General features: G+C 68.9%; 9 protein-coding genes. 4 read left to right on the forward strand and 5 right to left on the reverse strand.

The window, feature by feature from the left end; translation table 11 throughout:
• Window positions 1-156 precede the first annotated feature (156 nt).
• Both HD595_RS08180 and HD595_RS08185 read left to right on the forward strand, forming a co-directional pair.
• Window positions 157-429 (forward strand): MFS transporter, encoded by a 273-nt coding sequence (locus HD595_RS08180; protein ID WP_253767160.1) that lies wholly within the window; start codon window positions 157-159, stop codon window positions 427-429.
• Between the two features lie 74 nt (window positions 430-503).
• Window positions 504-641 carry a hypothetical protein gene (locus HD595_RS08185; protein WP_253767162.1) on the forward strand — a complete coding sequence of 46 codons (138 nt, stop codon included), beginning with the start codon at window positions 504-506 and terminating at the stop codon, window positions 639-641.
• An 822-nt stretch (window positions 642-1463) separates the two neighbouring features.
• On the opposite strand, the gene HD595_RS08190 is transcribed toward HD595_RS08185, so the two are convergent.
• The 4 genes from HD595_RS08190 to HD595_RS08205 all read right to left on the reverse strand — a co-directional run bounded on the left by HD595_RS08190 (window position 1464) and on the right by HD595_RS08205 (window position 12861).
• Complete coding sequence (locus HD595_RS08190; RefSeq protein WP_253767163.1) at window positions 1464-9509, reverse strand: RHS repeat-associated core domain-containing protein; 8046 nt, start codon at window positions 9507-9509, stop codon at window positions 1464-1466.
• 358 nt (window positions 9510-9867) lie between these two features.
• The gene (locus HD595_RS08195) at window positions 9868-10980 is read right to left on the reverse strand and encodes a 2-oxo acid dehydrogenase subunit E2 (protein ID WP_253767165.1); all 1113 of its coding nucleotides are present in this window, start codon (window positions 10978-10980) and stop codon (window positions 9868-9870) included.
• Entirely contained in the window at window positions 10973-11983 is a 1011-nt protein-coding gene (locus HD595_RS08200; protein ID WP_253767167.1) for an alpha-ketoacid dehydrogenase subunit beta, read from the reverse strand. Before HD595_RS08200 ends, HD595_RS08195 begins: the two co-directional genes overlap by 8 nt.
• Complete coding sequence (locus HD595_RS08205) at window positions 11974-12861, reverse strand: thiamine pyrophosphate-dependent dehydrogenase E1 component subunit alpha (RefSeq protein ID WP_253767168.1); 888 nt, start codon at window positions 12859-12861, stop codon at window positions 11974-11976. The genes HD595_RS08200 and HD595_RS08205 overlap by 10 nt, the downstream gene beginning before the upstream one ends.
• Before the next feature lie 232 nt (window positions 12862-13093).
• Between HD595_RS08205 and HD595_RS08210 the strand changes: the two genes are divergently transcribed.
• A complete protein-coding gene (locus HD595_RS08210) occupies window positions 13094-13486 on the forward strand; it encodes a hypothetical protein (RefSeq protein WP_253767170.1) in 393 nt (130 codons plus the stop codon).
• A 99-nt stretch (window positions 13487-13585) separates the two neighbouring features.
• The gene (locus HD595_RS08215) at window positions 13586-14035 is read left to right on the forward strand and encodes an SRPBCC family protein (RefSeq protein ID WP_253767171.1); all 450 of its coding nucleotides are present in this window, start codon (window positions 13586-13588) and stop codon (window positions 14033-14035) included.
• A 100-nt stretch (window positions 14036-14135) separates the two neighbouring features.
• On the opposite strand, the gene HD595_RS08220 is transcribed toward HD595_RS08215, so the two are convergent.
• A complete protein-coding gene (locus HD595_RS08220) occupies window positions 14136-17342 on the reverse strand; it encodes an AfsR/SARP family transcriptional regulator (RefSeq protein ID WP_253767173.1) in 3207 nt (1068 codons plus the stop codon).
• Window positions 17343-17435: the final 93 nt, after the last annotated feature.

Here is a 17435-nt window from a genome sequence, read left to right on the forward strand (position 1 = left end):
CACCTCCTGCACTGCGGTGGTCGCCTGCGCCTCCCACAACCCTTCAGGCGACTCGAAGATCCCCAGGCCCGACGAGAACGAGATCCGGCAGGCATTGCAGGAGATCCTGCTCGGCGGCCTGGCGATGACGGCTTGGGGCGGCCCGCGGGGGGCCGCATGCGGACGGTGCTGTGGTTCACGCTGGCGCTGGCGGCGTTCTGCCTGGTGACGGGGCTGCGAGCGGACCTGGTGACGATCGGGGCGGGGGCGTTCGGCATGTCTCTGTGGCTGACGCTGCTGAACGGGGTGTACGCGACGATCGTGCAGGTGAAGGTGCCGCAGCGCTTCCACGAGCGGGTGTTCGCGCTGAACACTCTGATCGCGTGGAGCACCTTGCCCCTGGGCTTCGGGCTGGTAGCGCCGTACGGGCGGCCGTCTTCGACCCCCTGATGGCCCCGGACGGGCCGCTCGCCGGGACTCTCGGGGCGGCGATCGGGACGGGGGCCGGTCGGGGGGTGGGGTTGATGTATCTGCTGTTCGCGGTGGCGATGGCGGTGCTGGCGGTGGTGACGCTGCGGTCCAGGCTGCCTCGACTGGTGGACGAGACGCCGGACGCCCTGCCGGACCACCTGGTCGGCTTGGAGGCCCTGACCAGCCAGTAAGCCTCTATTCTATTGTACTCAATTACCGAAAACAGAAGGCTCTAGACGAACAAGCTCAATCGTAGCTTCATCCACGACCGGCCGAGGCCGCAAAACTCAAGGCGAGACAAAAAGGCCAATCTACAACCTCTCCTTGCAGCCAGGGAGAGGATCACAGTTAACGAAGCTGAAGCCGCGAGAGGTCAGCGAAGAACTGTGGACAGCGATCCAAGCGCTGTTGCCCCAGCGCCAGCGGCGGTTCATAAGAAATAACCCAATGGTGTTTCGCAATCCGCGAATTCGAACGCCTATTAGAGACCCTTACCAAAAGTTACGCAGCCCATCACAAGTAGCTGTCAGAGCACGCTCACCATAGCCGGCCATATAGCCTTCAATCGTAGCCTGACATCCATTAAGTGATCTTCACGAACGGCCAAGATCGTCATTTTTCAACACAGAATAATCGAATTCAATCTCGTCGAAATATTCCACCATCCAAGCTCGTCGCTCGGAATGCGACATCCCCCAAGCCCATTCAAGGCACCGATATAGGCGCTCACGCCGAAGCTTCTTAGAGGAGAAGCCAAAAGGTCCAACTATACCGTGACACAGGTCCGAGAGCCAATATATGCGCTCGAACTTCAGTTGAGATTCACTTTGAGAAAGATTCTCTCCGCGCTTCAGTTCTCCCGAATCTGTCCTTATTTGCAACTGCGCCCTATGAATTAGCAAAACTATCACACGTTCAATATCAACTTTGTTACGCTTGCCAAAAAGCTGCCGAAGCATCTTGCACCCCCAAATAAGGGCGCAGCATCGAACGCTGCGCCCTTATCAAACTTCCTAGCAGGGCTTATGGTTCGCTATGTAGATCTTAGTATCATAATCCCAATCGTCGTCATGAGGATCTGCTGCCCACCTGAGGAGAATCTCTGCCCGGTGATTACCGTTCTGTAGATTCTTGCCGTCAGGCCCGACTCGAAGATACCCAACCTCTCCCTCCAACGGCTCGAAGATCGAGTCGAGCATCTGCCAGTCTTGCATTTTTGAAGCTCTTTCCAATTTGTCCCGGCTCTCCTTGGAGCCGTCGACATCGGGACGTCCATATCTGAGCAAGTCCTGAATAGTCGCATTAGGCTCAGGACGCGACGGCCGTGCTGAACCAGACTTCTTCTTGAACGGGTTCCAGCCATCGTTGTGGACGAGGATAGCTTGGTCCCCGGCCAGCACATGGTAGGTGTGCGCGCGGTCAACCGTAAGGTTGTGAACCTGGCGGACAGCGGTCCAGCTAGCGATCGATGTGATCTGGACGTACGTGCCGGCTGCGGTCTGCAGCCACATTCCGCGCTGCAGCTGGCCGGCCGGGATCCAGGCTTTGAGTGCGGGGATCCAGAAGGGATGGTTGTCTGTGGCGACGACCGCGCCTATTCGGTCGCCCTTTCTCCCATCCGCATCTACGGTGATCTTGACCAGCCGCTTCATCCCTTGGCCAGCGATCAAGGCAGTGACCAATTGGGGCCCAGTGCGGCCCGTCGCCGGATCGGCGGCGAAGACCTTGTCGCCGATCTTGATGTCCTCGATCGGCTTGGTGCTCCCGTCCGCCATGAGCACCTTGGTGCCTTCGACGAAACTGTTGGGCGGGTCGCAGGTGAAGATCGGGGGTGGTGGGGGGTCGCCCGATTCGATCTCCGTGTTCTCGGGGTCGACGGCGGCTATTCCGTCTTCACATGTCCCCATCCCGTATCGGGAAGCGTCACAGTTGATAATGGGATTTTCGTAGGCATCGGGATCGACTCCGTAGAGCTCCGCTACCGCGTCGCCACTGATGAAGATCTGATCCGGATGCGCGCATGGTTGGCCGGGGGCGCAGTTCTCAGGCGCGCCGCACCTTGACTTCGGGCAGGGTGGAGGGGTGCACGGACTCTTGCAGGGCCCATGAATCGTGCTTTGCTTGGTGGGCTTTCGTCCCCTGTCGTCGAGATTCTCGGTAGTTGGAATCTTCCTGCATGAAGGGGACGAACATTTCGGCTGGCCGCAGCCGCCGGCTATTGCACATCCGTGAGGCTGCTGGTGAGGAGTCGAGCTGGTGGTTGTCGGGCGCCGTCCTTGGGGCTTGCCACCCACCTTCTTCTTCGGCTTGACGGGCTGCTTTGGCTCTCGCCTGTCGTCACCGTAGGGGCTTGAGCCGGTACCGATCTTACGCCCAGGCTTGATCGGCGTCTCCGCCTCGAGTGTCGTGTACTTGATCTTCCGAGTTTGCACAGAGGCAATCGTGAGAAGCAAAACACCGAACAGGCCCAGCCGAGCTCCCCGGCCTTTTAGTGCCGGCTTGACGGGCTGTTGCTGCGCCGGCTTGGCAGGTGGCTGTTTTGCGGCCTCCCGACGAGCAAGCACTTCAGCAGGCGAGATGATCTTTTTGGGATCTCCTGACCCATTGCCCAGGTCAACATAGTGACCGGTAGGGTCCGAGCCGGTAAGCGGCGACGCATTTGCATACGCATACCGATTCGCCTGGATGGAAGGCTCCGCCGGTAATGTCCAGGTATCGCCGGACGCGAATGTGCCGGTGCCCGGCTGGTACCACCGGGCATGCATGTTGACCTTGCCGGTATCCGGGTCCGTGTACTCACCTTGGTAACCCAGCGCCGACTTCGTCCCCGTCTGCGCGAGAACCTCGCCGTACGGGTTGTACGCAGTCGACCCCGACAACGCCGTACCGGAGAACGTCCCAACCAGGTCGTCATGGATGTCCGTGAACGCCCCGAGCGCCGCGTTCGCCCCCTCCTTGACGCTGACCAACCCACCAAAGGGGTCGCGGCCGTACTTGGACTGCACCGCGCCCGCCTGGTCGGTGATGGCCACGACGTCGTTGGACAAACCCGCATACGCGAAGCGCTGCTGCGTCGTCCGCGTCTGCCGGGTGGCCATGCGGTCGAAGGCGTCATATGTATACGTGGCGTCGCCGTCGTTGATGAGGCGGTCGAAGGCGTCGAACGTCAGATGTTTCGTGGTGCCGTTCTTCGTCTCCGTGGCGAGCGTGCCGCGCGGCGTGTACGTGTAGTCCGTGCCGTCGCCCGACGTCAGGCGATTGCGCTCGTCGTAGGTGTAGGTCTTGTTTCCGGCCTGGATGCGGTTGCCGGAGGCGTCCCACTTGTAGGTCGTGGTCGTGCCGTCCGGGCCCTTCCAGGACGTGAGGCGTCCCGCGTGGTCGTATCCGTAGGTGTTGTTGCCGGCTCCCGCCGTTCCCTCCGTGATCTTGGAGGTGAGGTTGTCGTCCTTGTCCCAGCCGTAGGTGATCTTGGCTAACTGGCCGCCGGTGCTGTTCTTCAGCGTGTGGGTGGCCACGCGGTCCACGGCGTCGTATGTGTAGACCTGCGTGTTGACCGGGTTGGTGGACGCGACGGTGCTGAGCCGGTCGGCCTTGTCGTAGTCATAGGTGTTGGTGCGGCCGCTGACCGGGTCGGTGACCGTCCTGAGGCGGTTGTCGTCGTCCCATGTGTAGGTCGTGGTGCCGCTGGCGTCGATCCGCTGGGTCGGGTTGCCCATCGGGTCATAGCCGAAGGCGCTCGTCTGGCCGGTCGGGCCGGAGACCTTGGTGAGCAGGCTGCGGTCGTTGTACTCGAGAACCTGGTCGTTCATCTTGGTGACGCGGTCGGCCAGGTCGTAGCCGTACGTCTTGTCGTCGGTGTACAGCCCCTCGCCCGAGCCGCTGACCTTCGTCACCCGGTCGAGGAGGTCGAACTCCCTGTCCAGGCGCACCCCGCCGGGCTGGATCAGTGCTGTCTCGTTGCCCGCGACGTCGTAGACGTGGGTCCAGGTGCGGTCCGCCAGGTTGGGGTGGGCGGTGGTGGAGGGCTCGGTGAGGGTCTCGATGAGGCCGAGCGTGTTGTACGCGGTCCAGGTGGCGTTGCCGCGGCCGTCGGTCAGGCGGGTCCGCGCCCCCGACGCGTCGTAGCCGAAGCTGGTGGTGATGGACTCGGTGTCCGAGACGGGCTCGACGAGTTCGGTCAGCTGGTTGGTCGCGTCGAACGTCCGCTTGGTGACGTGCCCCTCGCCGGATGTGACCTTGGTGAGGTTGCTCGCGAGGTCGTAGCCGTAGCCCCGGGTCTTGACGGTTGCGCCCTGCTTGTCCACGCTCTTCAGGCCGGTCAGGCGGCCGGCGAGGTCGTAGTCGGCGATGAGGGCGTTGCCGAGGGCGTTCGTGACCTTCGCGGGACGGCCGACCAGGTCGTAGTCGAAGGTCGACGTGTTGGTGACCGGGTCCGTCTCCGTGCGGACTTCCGACGCGGCGTTGACCGTGTAGGTGGTGGACTTGTTGCTGGGCGGGGTCACCTTCGTGAGGGCGCTGGCGTCGTTGTACTCGTACTTGGTGACGTAAGCCGCGGTGGTCGGCTTGCGCTCCACGAGCGTGCTGGTGATCCGCCGGCCGAGGTCGTCGTACGTGGCCTCGCTGCGCGCGCCGGTCGGGTCGATGGCGGCCAGTTCCTCGCCCAGGAGGTCGTAGTGCGAGACCCACTGGCCCGCCGGCTGCCCCTGCGCCGCGGGCGGGTCCGTGACGCGCACCGGGTTGTCCAGCGCGTCGTACTCGATCGTCGTGACCTGACCGCGGGGGTTCGTCGTCTTCGTCAGACGGCCGGCCTTGTCGTATTCGTAGAGGACCTTGGGCGTGACGGCCGTGCCGCCGGGCGGCGTGTACGGCATGCCCGTCACCGAGGTGAGCTGACCGGCGCGGTCGAAGCCGGAGGTGGTGATACGGCCTTCCGGATCGACGGCGTGGGTCTGGCGGCCGACGGCGTCGTAGCCGAACTTCGTGGTGACGCGGTCGTCGCGCGCGGCGCCGGCCTTCTCGACCTTCACCGGCGGTGACTTGACCTCGATCAGCTGGTCGTTCAGGTCGTAGCGGAGCGTTGTGGTGAACGCTGCGGCGTCGGCGCCCGACGCGTTGCCCCGGGGATCGACCGCCTCCACGATCAAGCCTCGGTCGTCGACCTTCCAGGTGGTCGTCACGTCCTGCCCGTCGTTCTTGACGGTCTGGCGGACGAGACGGTCCTCCTTGTCGTAGGCGTACTCGGTCGTCTCCACTCGGGTGGTGCCGGTCGCGGACTGCTTGGTGGCGATGATGTTGCCGTTGGCGTCGTACGTGTAGCCCGTCTTGCGGCCGAGCTCGTCCGGGTCGAGCGTCTGCGACGTGAGCCTTCCGGCGGCGTCGTAGACATAGTCGACGCGGACCTTGCCACCGCCGGTGACCTGCCGCGTGACGTTGCCTGCGGCGTCGTAGGTGTTGGCCTCAGTGACGACGTTCCTGCCGGTGATGGCACCGTTCAGCGTGGCGTTGGTGGCCGTGGTCTCCGAGAGCAGGTCGTCGCGGTAGTAGGTGTAGGAGGTCGTGCGGCCCATCGCGTCCTTGCGCGTGGCCAGCCGCCCGCCGTCATCGTACGAGAACGACTCGAGGGTGATCTCTGCGGGAGCGGTCGGAGCGACGGGGCTGCCGGTCCAGTTCTTCAGGGTGCGCGAGGCCAGCTCGCCGCGCTTGGTGTAGGTGTAGCCGAAGATCGAGCCGAGCTCGTCGGTCACCGTGACCTTGGCACCAATCTCGTCCCAGGCGGTGCGGATGACGCCGCCCTCGGGATCGGTGGCAGTCTCCTCTCGGCCGTGGGTGTCGTAGGTGTAGGCGAAGACCTGCTCCTGGTCGCCGCCGGTCAGGTCCTTGACGGTCTCCGAGAGGGTGTTGCTGTCCGGGTCGTACGCGTACGTGGTCTGCGCGGTGTGGGTGACGCCGGTGACCTCGTTCTTGACCCCCGGGCTGGTCTGGGTGGCGATCCGTCCCAGCAGGTCGTAGGTGTAGGTCGTCTTGGCGCCGTCCGGCTGAGCCTTCGAGATCTCGGTCTCGCTCGTCACACGTCCCAGGACGTCGAACTCGGAGGCGACGACCAGGCCCTCGGGCATGGTCTGCTCGGCGAGGTCGCCGGCGGACGTGTAGCGGTAGCTCGTCGCGTTGTTCCGGGCGTCGGTGCGCGACTTCACCAGGCCGGCCGGCGTCGTGCCACCGCGTACGGCGGGCTCGGTGCCGTCGGTGTAGGCGATCGTGGCCGAGCGGCCGTTGGGGAAGTCGGGCGTCGCCGGGGTGATCTGCTTGGTCTGCTCGCCGTACTGGTTGTACTCGAAGGTCGTGGCGTAGGTGTTGTCAGTGGAGCTGCTGGAGCGGGCGTCACGCACCTTCAGGACGCGGTCGTTGCGCAGGTCGAACTTGTCGTCCTTGTTGAGGTAGTACTCCGTGTAGGTGGTCTGGCAGCTGTCGAAGGTGCGGCAGGTCTCGGTGGAGAGGGTGTTGCCGCGCTCGTCGTTCTGCCAGTAGACCCCGGTGCCATTAGGATCCCGGCGTTCCGACAGGTAGCCGCCCGTGTCATAGGAGTACGTGGTCTGCTTGCCCAGCTGGTCGGTCTTGGACATCAGCCGGTAGCCGCGCCACGCGTCGTGGACAGCCGTGATCTTCTCGTTCTTCGGGTCGGTGACCACGACCGTGGAGGTGCCGGCGGCGCGGTCGATGATGCGCTCGCCCAGTTGCCAAGTTCCGCCGTGCTGGTCGGTGTGGGTCTTGATGCGCTCGGTGGCGGGGTCGTAGGTGTTGACGGCCCAGATCCGGCCGGACGGGAGCGTGATCTTGGTCAGGAGGTGGGGCGCCTGGAGGCGGGCGGCGTAGTGGCGGGCCACCTCGGTGGCCGACAGGGGGCGGTCGTAGAGGGCCACCTCGTCCAGCGAGGCCGCCAATCCACCACCGCCGAGATCCAGATAGTCCAGCTCGTTGGTGCCGGTGATGGGACCGTTGAGCGTCCCAGCGACCTGTCCGTCCAGGTACAGCGTCTGCACGTCACCGCCGGCGGCGAGCACGACGTGGTGCCACGCACCATCCTTGACCGTGGCGTTGGTGACGATCGGGGTGGTGGTCTGGTGGAACGACGCCGACAGCTTGCCGGCCGACGTGATCTCCAGCATCGGCTTGGAGGTGCTGTCGAAGGAGCCGTGCGCCCGCATGATCGTGCCGGTGCCGGTGGTCTTGAACCACAGCTCCGCCGAGGCCCACTTGCCGACCCTGGGCATGAAGCCGCCCGGCAGGGTTATGTTGGCGCTGGTAGAGGCGGCGATGTCCACAGCCGTGTCGGCGGCACCGGCCAGCGCTCCCGGCTTGCCCAGGGTGACATCGTCGTCGTAGTAAATGTCCTCGGCGCCCCAACCCAGGTCCTTGCCCTGGTAGCCCGTGCTCTCGCCGAGCCTCCAGTAGCCGAGCGGGTCGGAGTCCAGGACCGTGCTGCGATACAGCGACCCGGGGCTGTGCTCGTAGAGGGTGCAGCCGCCCGCGGGGTCGCACACCTTCTCCAACACGTCGCCGTTGTAGGTGTAGGACCAGGTCAGCGGCTTGCCGTCCACGGGGTCGGTCGAGACCGCGGTGATGTGCGCGCCGGTCCAGGCGAAGGTGAGCGAGCGGCCACCTGGGGCGGTCGCCTTGGAGAGCTTGCCGTCGGTCCCGTACGTGAGTTCCTGGACGCGTCCACGGTTGTCCGTCATCTTCAGCAACCGGCCGGCGCTGTCGAACAGGTAAGACGTGGAGGACTTGTCCATCAACCGCCAACTACCGTCGGCGTTCTTGGCGAGCGTGGCGTACATACCGGGTGGCGGCTGGTAGCCGCCGTCGTCCTTCTTGGCGAACCGCACTTGGCGGCCGTCAGGGTAGGTGACCAGGGCGGCCTCGCGGCCGGCCACGTTCTCCGGGAGGATCCGCATGTCCCACCGGGTCGCCCAGCCCGCGCCGAAGGCGCCGTCACGCCGCGGGTCCATGCTGTTGAAGGACCGCACCACCGACAGCGGCGGCCCGGCAGCCGCGACCTGCAGGTCGGTGAACGTGGTGGTGTAGTTGCCGGACTGCTGGTTGAACTCCTGGCCGTTGACTCCCCGTATCGACAACTGTGACGTGATGGTGGGCTGCCGGACGCCCACCACCAACGTGTAGATGTCGGAGTAGCCGCTCTGACCGCCGATCGTCGAAGCGTCGCTGACCTGGACCCGCCACCAGTACTGACGGCCCCACGCCAGCGTGCCCTCGGGGACCGTCCAGGTGCTGTACTCGTTGCAGCAGAACGGGTCGTGCGTGGTGCAACGGGACATCGACGGCGTTTCGCAGATCTCAAACTTGTAGCCGATTGAGCCGCCGTACCAGGTGGTGGCGGTGACGTGCAGCGTGGGCTCCGTCGTCATCACCTGGATGCCGTTGTCAGGCGACATCGACGTCACGCTGGGGGGCGGTGGCTTGGGGCAGTCGCCGATCAACATCCAGCCGGTCGGCTGCTCATTCGGGGGATAGCTGTTCAGGTTCGCCGGGATGTTCTGGATGGCCTTCCAGATGCGCTGACCCGCCGCGACATAGGTGCCGTATGCCACGTACACGCCCTTTTGCCACGGCGAGTACGAGCCACACGGCGGATCACACTGCTGCCAGGGGTTACAAGCCTGCGTCGAAGTCACCCCTGCCTTCGTCGCGGTGGGGCTGGGGGTGGGCGAGGTCTGGCGAGGGGACGCGGTGCGCCGCACCCTCACCAGTCCGGAACGTTCCTCCTGCGGCAACGCCTTCTTCAGCGGCTTGGCCTTGCCCTTCGGCGTCCCTGGATCCGCAGTCGTGCGGGTCGCATTGGCCGGTGCCAGCGACGGTAGGCCGGCGGCGGTTCCCCAAGACTGCTTCGGCGTCTCGGCCGAGCCTCCCGCGACCTGCGGCACTTTCACGGAGGCGGCCGCCACCACCGGTTGCGGGTCGAGCCCCAGCAGCCCGGGAAGCATCACGGCCAAGACCGTGATCACCAGGATGCGGGCACGACGATCCCAAGGCAGCAAGCGGCGCATACGCCGTCACACTCCGAACCACGTGGGGCATCCCCGAGGGGACGCCGGACGAAGCTCCACCCCGTCTGAGCCAGATGACAAGGTCTCTGACTCGCGCGGCTCGGAGCGCGTTGCTCAAACGGACGAAGCGTAACTTCCACCCGAAACAGCCACAAGATCGAATTAAGTCATACAAAGATCACGGATGGTGACTTACCACTCTTGAGCCCAGCCACAAGAGGGCGAGACGGGCCTTGCCGCCAGTCCGGCCGGCTCGTCAACTGGCTCACGGGCACTACGCAAGTGATACGCGAGCGCTCTGCGGAGGAAGAAAAGTGCCGCCGACTCTCCTTGATTCGCCACCATGCCGCAAATAGGGTCAATGGCGCCTCAGGCCGCCTTCGCTACTTCCAGCATCTCGTCGAGCGACGAACTCACCGGCCTCCGGTGACTCCAGCGACTCCTTCAATGCCTGGAGGAAGAGGATCGCGTCGCGGCCGTTGTTGAGGCGGTGGTCGTAGGCGAGGCCGATCGTCGCCACCGTACGGTCCCCCTCCGGCTGTGGTGAGGCCAGGGCGAGGGCGCAGGCGTGGCCCGGGGCGATGATCGGGATGGCCAGGACGATGTCCGGGTCGTGGTGCAGGGTGACCGCGATGTTCGCACCCCGGAGGTCAGCTTCCCTGAAGGTGCCGTGCTGGGCGTGCTTGCGGAAGGCGGTCATGGTCTCGGCGATCTCCGAGAGCGACGGGCGGCCGGGGATGACCGGGACGTACAGGCCCGTGCCCAGGTCGATGGTCACCCCCACCGCGGGCGTGTCGGGGATCGTGGCGGTCGACTCGTCCACGAGTTCGGCGAAGAACATCGGGTGCTTGTCGTGCAGGGACGCCACCGCGGCGATGAGCAGGTCCGGGAGGCCGACCAGTTTGCGGAGTCGTCTGGTGAGGTCGCGGGTCAGGGTCAGGGCCGCTCCGACGTCCACCTTGATCGCGGTGTACGCGGCGGGGATGGTCCGGTGGGAGAGCGTCACGGTCCGAACCACCGCCCTCTGGTGGACCGAGAGGGCCGCCTGCGAGGCTGAGGAGCCGGACGCCGCCAGGCGTTCGACGTCCGCGCGGCGCACCACCTTCACGTCCAGGGTGTGGACCAGCGCCGGGTCGAGGCCGAGGCTGTCGATGAGCTCCTGGGCCGGGGCCGTGATGATCGGCCCCGCTGTCTTCTCCTCGCGTGCCGGGGCGGGGCTCGGCGCGGCGGGCTCCGCGTCGCCGGACGTGACCCGCGCCAGCAGGTCCCCCGGGCGGCAGACGGCCCCCTGCGCCAGCAGGTGCGTGAGCGTGCCGTCCTCCTCCGCCGTCAGCTCCTCCACCGCCTTCGACGTCTCCAGCGTCGCCACCGGCTCGTCGCGCCGCACCGGCGCGCCGTCCGCGGCGAGCCACTCCAGCAGCGTGTACTCCGAGTCGTTGTTGTTGAGCTTCGGGACGCGGAGCTCACCCATGCAGGCCCTCCAGTACGGCCGAGCGGATCGTCGTGTCCTGCACCAGCACCTCCCGCTCCAGGTGGACGGCCGTCGGGATGACGCTCGGGGCCGAGCTGACCAGGGCGACGGGGCGGCGCAGCGTCCCCCACAGGCGCGCGTGCAGGCCGGCCGCGACGTGCTCGCCCCACGTGCCGCCGGCCGTGCCGTCCTCCGCGACGCACACGAGCCCGGTACGGGCCAGCAGCGGCACGAGCCCCGGCACCCCCGCCGGGTCGAACGGGTGCAACCGCGACGGTACGAGCAGCGCGCCCGCCAGGTCGTGCTCCAGCAGGAGAGCGCGCATGGCCGACACCGCCCGGTGGACGAGGCCGCCGGGCACGATCAGCGTGTAGTCCGGGTCTCCCCCGTCGGCCAGCTCCACCACGGCGACGTCGTCCACCGTCCGCCAGGCGAACAGCTCGTCCACGGCCCCTTCCCCGTACATGGGACGGGTGTAGAGGACCTTGTCCTCGAACAGCAGACACGGCTCGCCGAGCGCGAGCATGCGGTCGAGGACGACGCGGTTGTCGTGGAACGGCGTCACCTCGAACAGCGACAACCCCGGCACCCCGAGGAAGTGCTTCTGCAGCGTCTGGCTGTGCGTGGGGCCGTAGCCGCGGTGCCCGCCGGACGGGCAGCGGACGACCAGCGGCATGGGGACGCGCCGGCCGTACATGGTGACCGACTTGGCGGCGAAGTTCACGATCTGGTCGAACGCGAGGGCCGCGAAGTCGCCGAACATGATCTCGACCACAGCCTTGTCCCCCGCCAGCGCCAGCCCGGCGGCGACGCCGGCGATGGCGCCCTCGCTCAGCGGCGTCGCGAGGACGCGGTCCGGGAAGCGCTCCGACAGCCCTTTGGTGATCTTGAAGGCGCCGCCGTACGGGTCGAGGATGTCCTCGCCGAGGACGTACACGGACGGGTCGTCCCGGAGCAGGCCGTGCAGCGCCCGGTTGAGGTTCTCCCCCACCCTCATGCGCATGCGCCGCCCCATGACGCGAGCGGCCGGGCGGTGACCTCGGCGGCGACGCGCTCGACCCGGTCGCGGGCCGCGGCCTCGATCCGGGCCGACTGGGCGGGGTGCGCGGCCCGGTAGGCGGCGTACCAGTCGGCCGGCGGCGCGCCCGGCGGCCGGACGTCGTCGCCCTTGCTGTGCGGGCCCAGCCGGTGGGTGCGGAACTCCAGCACGAGCGGCCCGGGATCCGTCCGCATCTCCTCGATCAGCGGCGCCACCTCGTGCCTGACGGCGGTGACGTCCAGGGCGTCGAGCGCGTGGTGCCGGACGCCGAACGCCGCCGCCCGTCCCGCCACCGTGCCGGCCATCTGCGCCGACGTGGGCGTGGACTGGGCGATGCCGTTGTGCTCGACGACGACCAGGAGCGGCAGCCGCCAGAGCGCGGCCATGTTCAGCGCCTCGTACACCGCCCCCTCGCCCCAGGTGCCGTCGCCGATGTACGCGCATGCCAGCGTGCCGGGCTCGTGCCGCCTGAGGTGGAGCGCCACCCCGGCGGCCACGGGCATGCTCTGTCCCTGCACGCCGGTGGACAGGTAGCGTCCGCGCCGCAGGTGCTGGCTGCCGCCCACCCCGTCGCAGACGGCCCCCTTACGACCCATGATCTCGGCCAGCAGCCCCTCGGGGTCGTCGAAGCGGGCCAGGTAGTGGCCGTGGCCGCGGTGGTTGCTGAAGATCCAGTCGCTGTCGCGGAGCAGGGGCCGCAGCGAGACGGGGACGTACTCCTGCCCGAGGCAGGTGTGGGTGGTGCCGTTGAGCTCCCCCTGCTCGAAGAGCGCGAGCAGTTTCCGCTCGAAGCAGCGGATCAGCAGGAGCAGTGCCAAGTCCTCGTCAGCCAGCCCGTTCATAGGCCCCTTGAGTCCCCGAAAAACGCGGAAAAAGCCTGAAAAATCCCTGGAAAGGCTATCCAACCGTGCCTATCCCGTCCACAGTCTCGATCAAGCCGCGCGTCCCCTCGATGTAAGCGCCGAACGGTCTTCTGATCGCTCCCCGTACGGGACTACCTTCTGATCCATGACCCCTCTGGAGCCACTGAGATCCCCCTACCGGCCACGCCGGATCCGGTCCTTAGGCGTGACCATGACCGCCGGGTGGAGCGTGAAGGTCATCGGCATCACGGCGGAAGGAGAGCTGCCCGACGACTTCGAGGTGGAGGCCGCGCTCCAGGCGGCCGAGCAGGACCTGCCCGACGGGGGCGGGGTGGCGTTCGTCATCGTGGACCGCGGCACCGACGCGCTGTGGGCGAGCGTCTGCTGGTGGCACTCCGACATCCTGTTCCAGCGGCAGTGGCGGGCCGAGCGGGGCTCGACCGACCTGCGCCGGCTGCCGCCCGACGCGCCGGTCGGCTGCGTCTGGCAGTTGCTGGCCATCGACTGCGAACGGCGGGCCTGGGTGGAGCACGTGCTGACCCGGCCGCACGACCCCGACCTCACCGGCTACCTGGCCGCCGACCCCATGGTGGAGGCGAGCTGACGGACGATCTTAAGGACACCGGAAGGGGATCGTAAGGGCGCCCCGGCATCGTGGAACACGTCGGAAGACGGACGAACCCCACGAACGAAAGGCACCACGATGACGCAGACCGCGCAGTTCGAGATCACCCGAGTCCTCGACGCCCCCCGCGAGGAGGTCTACGCCGCCTGGACCGAGCCGGGCCGCCTGTCCCGCTGGTTCGGCCCCCGTTCCTTCACCGCCCCGGTGGAGCGGATCGTCGCCGACGTCCGGCCCGGTGGCGCGTGGCAGGTGGTCCTGGTCGGCGAGGGCGGCTTCGAGGCCCCGCTCGGCGGCACCTACCGCGAGGTGGACGGGCCCGGCCGGCTGGTCTTCACCACCGGCGACCCGGACAACCCGGGCGACGGCCCCGCCTCGGTGGTCACGCTGGAGCTGACCGAGACGGCCGGCGGGACCGCGATGCGCTTCCACCAGTTCGGGGTCAACACCGACGAGGAGCACGCGCGGCAGGCCAAGGCGGGCTGGACCGAGTTCTTCGACCGGCTGGCCGAGCACGTGGCCCAGGCGTGACGGCCCGGCCCGCCGACGGTCCGCGCACGTGGCCAGGCATGACGGCCCAGGCCGCTCACAGTCGGGCCGCTCACAGCCGGGCCGCTCACAGTCGGGCCGCTCACAGGCCGGGCGCGTCGGCCGGCTTGAGCCGGCCGCCCTCCTCGTACAGCGCGTCGAACGCCGCCCCGCCCAGCGCCGCGCGCACCCGCTCGACGACGCGCCCGATCTCCTCCGCCTGCGACGGCCCCGCCGGCGTCTGGTGGGATTCGCGGACGGCGGCGGCCAGCCCGAGCAGCCGCGCCGCCCGCTCGGGCGAGCCGAGGGCGGCCAGGGCGGAGGCGAGCCCGTCCACGGCGAACGCGACGCTGGCCGGGTCGCCGACCCGCTGCGCCGCGGTCAGCGCCTCCAGGTGCAGCGCGCGGGCCTCCTCGGCGTCGCCGAGCCGTTCGCGCAGATGCCCCAGCTCGACCAGGGTGGTGGGCAGGTGCAGCGCGGGCTCGGCGCCGGGGTCGCGCGGCACCCCTTCGAGCAGGTGCAGCAGATGCCGCTCGGCCACGTCGTCCCGCCCGGCCCGGCGCGCGGCGAAGGCGAGGCCCATCTCGGCCATGACCGTGCCCTCGCGGAAGCCCTGCTCGACCGACAGCCGCATCGCCCGGCCGCACAGCTCCATCGCCTGCTCGTAGTCGCCGCCCTGCAACGCGTTCCAGCCGAGCCACGCCGTACGGCGGGCGGCCTCGTTGCCCATCCCGAGCTCCTCGGCCACGCGCAGCCCGTCCTCGAACATCCGCCTGGCCCCGTCGGCGTCGCCCTTCATGGCGGCGAGGCCGGCCAGCCACTCCGTGGCCTGGAGCAGCCCCCACCGGTCGCCGAGCTTGTCGAACAGGCGGACGCTCTCCTCGCTGTCGCGTTCGAGGGCGACCACGTCGCGGGTGGTGAAGGCGTCACGGGCCCGCTTGCTGAGGGCCGCGGCGATGCCCCATTCGTCGCCGATCGCGCGGAACGTCGTCAACGCTCCGCCGACCAATTCCTGAGCCGTCGGCACGTCGGAGGCCGCCATGCCGAGGAAGAGCTCGGCCCGGGCCCGCTCGCGCGGGTCGGTGACCGCCGCGGTGTCCCAGGTGGCCTGGTCGCCGAGGAGCATCGCGAACCCGGCCCGCCAGGCCGCCGCCCGCGCCCGCCCGGGCGCCTCGCCGTGGAGGGCGAGGGCCGTCTCCAGCGAGCGCCGGGCCTCGCCCGGCCTGCCGCGCAGGTACCAGTACCAGCTCAGCGCGTTGACCAGGCGGATAGCCGTGCCCGCGTCGTGGCCGCGGGCCGCCGTCTCCAGGGCCGCGCGCAGGTTGGCCGTCTCGGCGTCGAGCCGTCGCAGCCACGCGCGCTGATCGTGCCCGTACAGGGCGGGCTCCGCCCGCTCGGCCAGGGCCAGGTGGTGGCGGGCGTGGGCGCGCCGCACCTCCTCCAGCTCCCCGGCCTCGGCCAGGCGGTCCAGGCAGTACTCGGACACCGACTCCAGCAGCCGGTACCGCACCCCCGCCGGGCCTTCCACGACCACCACCAGCGACCGGTCCACCAGCCGCGCCAGCAGGTCGAGGACGTCGAGCTCCGCGAGCTCCGCGAGCTCCGCGAGCTCCGCGAGGTCGCCGTCGCCCGCGCAGACCTCCTGGGCCGCCTCCAGCGTGCACCCGTCGGCGTGGACGGCCAGGCGGCGCAGCACGACCCGCTCGGGCGGCGTCAGCAGGTTCCAGCTCCAGTCGATGACCGCGGTCAGCGTCTGCTGGCGGGCCGGCGCGCCGCGATGACCGGCGGCGAGCAGCCGGAACCGGTCGTCCAGCCGCGCCACCACGCCCCGCACGCCGAGCGCCCGTACACGGGTGGCGGCCAGCTCCAGCGCGAGCGGGATGCCGTCGAGCCGGCGGCAGAGCCGTACGACCGCCTCGGCGTTGCCCGCGTCGAGCGCGAAGCCGCGCGTGGAGGCGGCGGCACGGGCCACGAACAGGCGCACGGCGTCGGACCGCTCCGCGGCGGCCAGCGCGACGGCGGGAGAGGCGCCGAGGACGGCGTCGAAGGCGGTGAGGTCGGGCACGCCGAGCGGCGGCACGCTCCACAGCACCTCGCCGGGCAGGGCCAGCGGCTCGCGACTCGTGGCCAGCACCCGCATCCCCGGCACGGCCCGCAGCAGCGTCTCGGCCAGCTCGGCGACCCGGTCGACCACGTGCTCGCAGTTGTCCAGCACGAGCAGCAGCTCGCGAGGGCGCAACGCCTCGCCGAGCCGCGCCGCGGGCGCCGCCCCCTCGGTGCCCTCGCGGATGCCGAGCGCCTCCATGACGGCCTCGGCGGGCGAGCCCGTGGCGCCGTCGAGCGCGGCCAGCTCGACCAGCCAGGCGCCGTCGGCGTACGCGCCGGACAGGCGGTGGGCGACCTCCAGCGCGAGCCGGGTCTTGCCCACGCCGCCGCTGCCGGTCAGCGTGACCAGCCGCTCGTCCGCCAGCAGCGCGGCGACCTCGGCGACCGCGTCGTCGCGGCCGATCAGCCTGCTGACGGGGGCGGGCAGGTTGGTGGGCGGCAGCTCGGCCGCGGCGCTGAGCGCGGGGTCCTGGCCGAGGATCGCCTGGTACAGCTCGGCCAGCTCGGGGCCGGGATCGAGGCCGAGCTCCTCGGCCAGCCGCTCGCGCAGCTCGGTGTAGCTGGCCAGCGCCTCGCTCTGCCGTCCGGCCCGGTACAGGGCGCGCATGTGGACGGCGCGCAGCCGCTCCCGCAGCGGGTGGCGGGCGACGAGGTCGCCCAGCTCGCCCGCGAGCAGCCCGTGCTCGCCCAGCTCCAGGCGCGCCTCGGCGTGCCGCTCCAGCGCGGCGAGGCGCTGCTCCTCCAGACGGACGATCGCCGCCCTGGTGAACTCCTCGTCGGCGAAGTCGGCGAACGCGGGCCCCCGCCACAGCCCCAGCGCCTCCGACAGGAGCGCGGCCGTGGCGCGCGGGCCGTCGGCCGTCTCGGCGCGCGCCACCAGCTCGGTGAAGCGGGCGGCGTCCACGGCGCCGGGCCCGGCCTGGAGGAGGTAGCCGGGGGCGCGGGAGACGACGAGGTTCTTGCCGCCCGGCTCGGCGTCCTCCAGCGCCCGGCGCAGCTGGGAGACGCGCACCTGGAGCGCGCCGGCCGGGTTGCCCGGCGGCTCGCCGCTCCACAGGTCGTCCACCAGCCGGTCGGCGGACACGACGTGCCCGTCGCCGACGAGGAGGTCGGCGAGGAGCGCGCGCACCTTCAGGCCGGGGATCGCCACGCTCTCCCCGGCGTCGGTCCAGACGGCCAGCGGGCCGAGCACGCCGAATCGCATGCCCGTCACCTTATGCGCGACCTTGAGCCGGCGAGAAGGCTGGTGATCAACCGCGATCCTCCGGGTGGTCCACAGGCTCAAGGAAGCCGCCCG

It is taken from the genome of Nonomuraea roseoviolacea subsp. carminata, from assembly GCF_024172185.1.
Taxonomy (GTDB): Bacteria; Actinomycetota; Actinomycetes; order Streptosporangiales; family Streptosporangiaceae; genus Nonomuraea; species Nonomuraea roseoviolacea.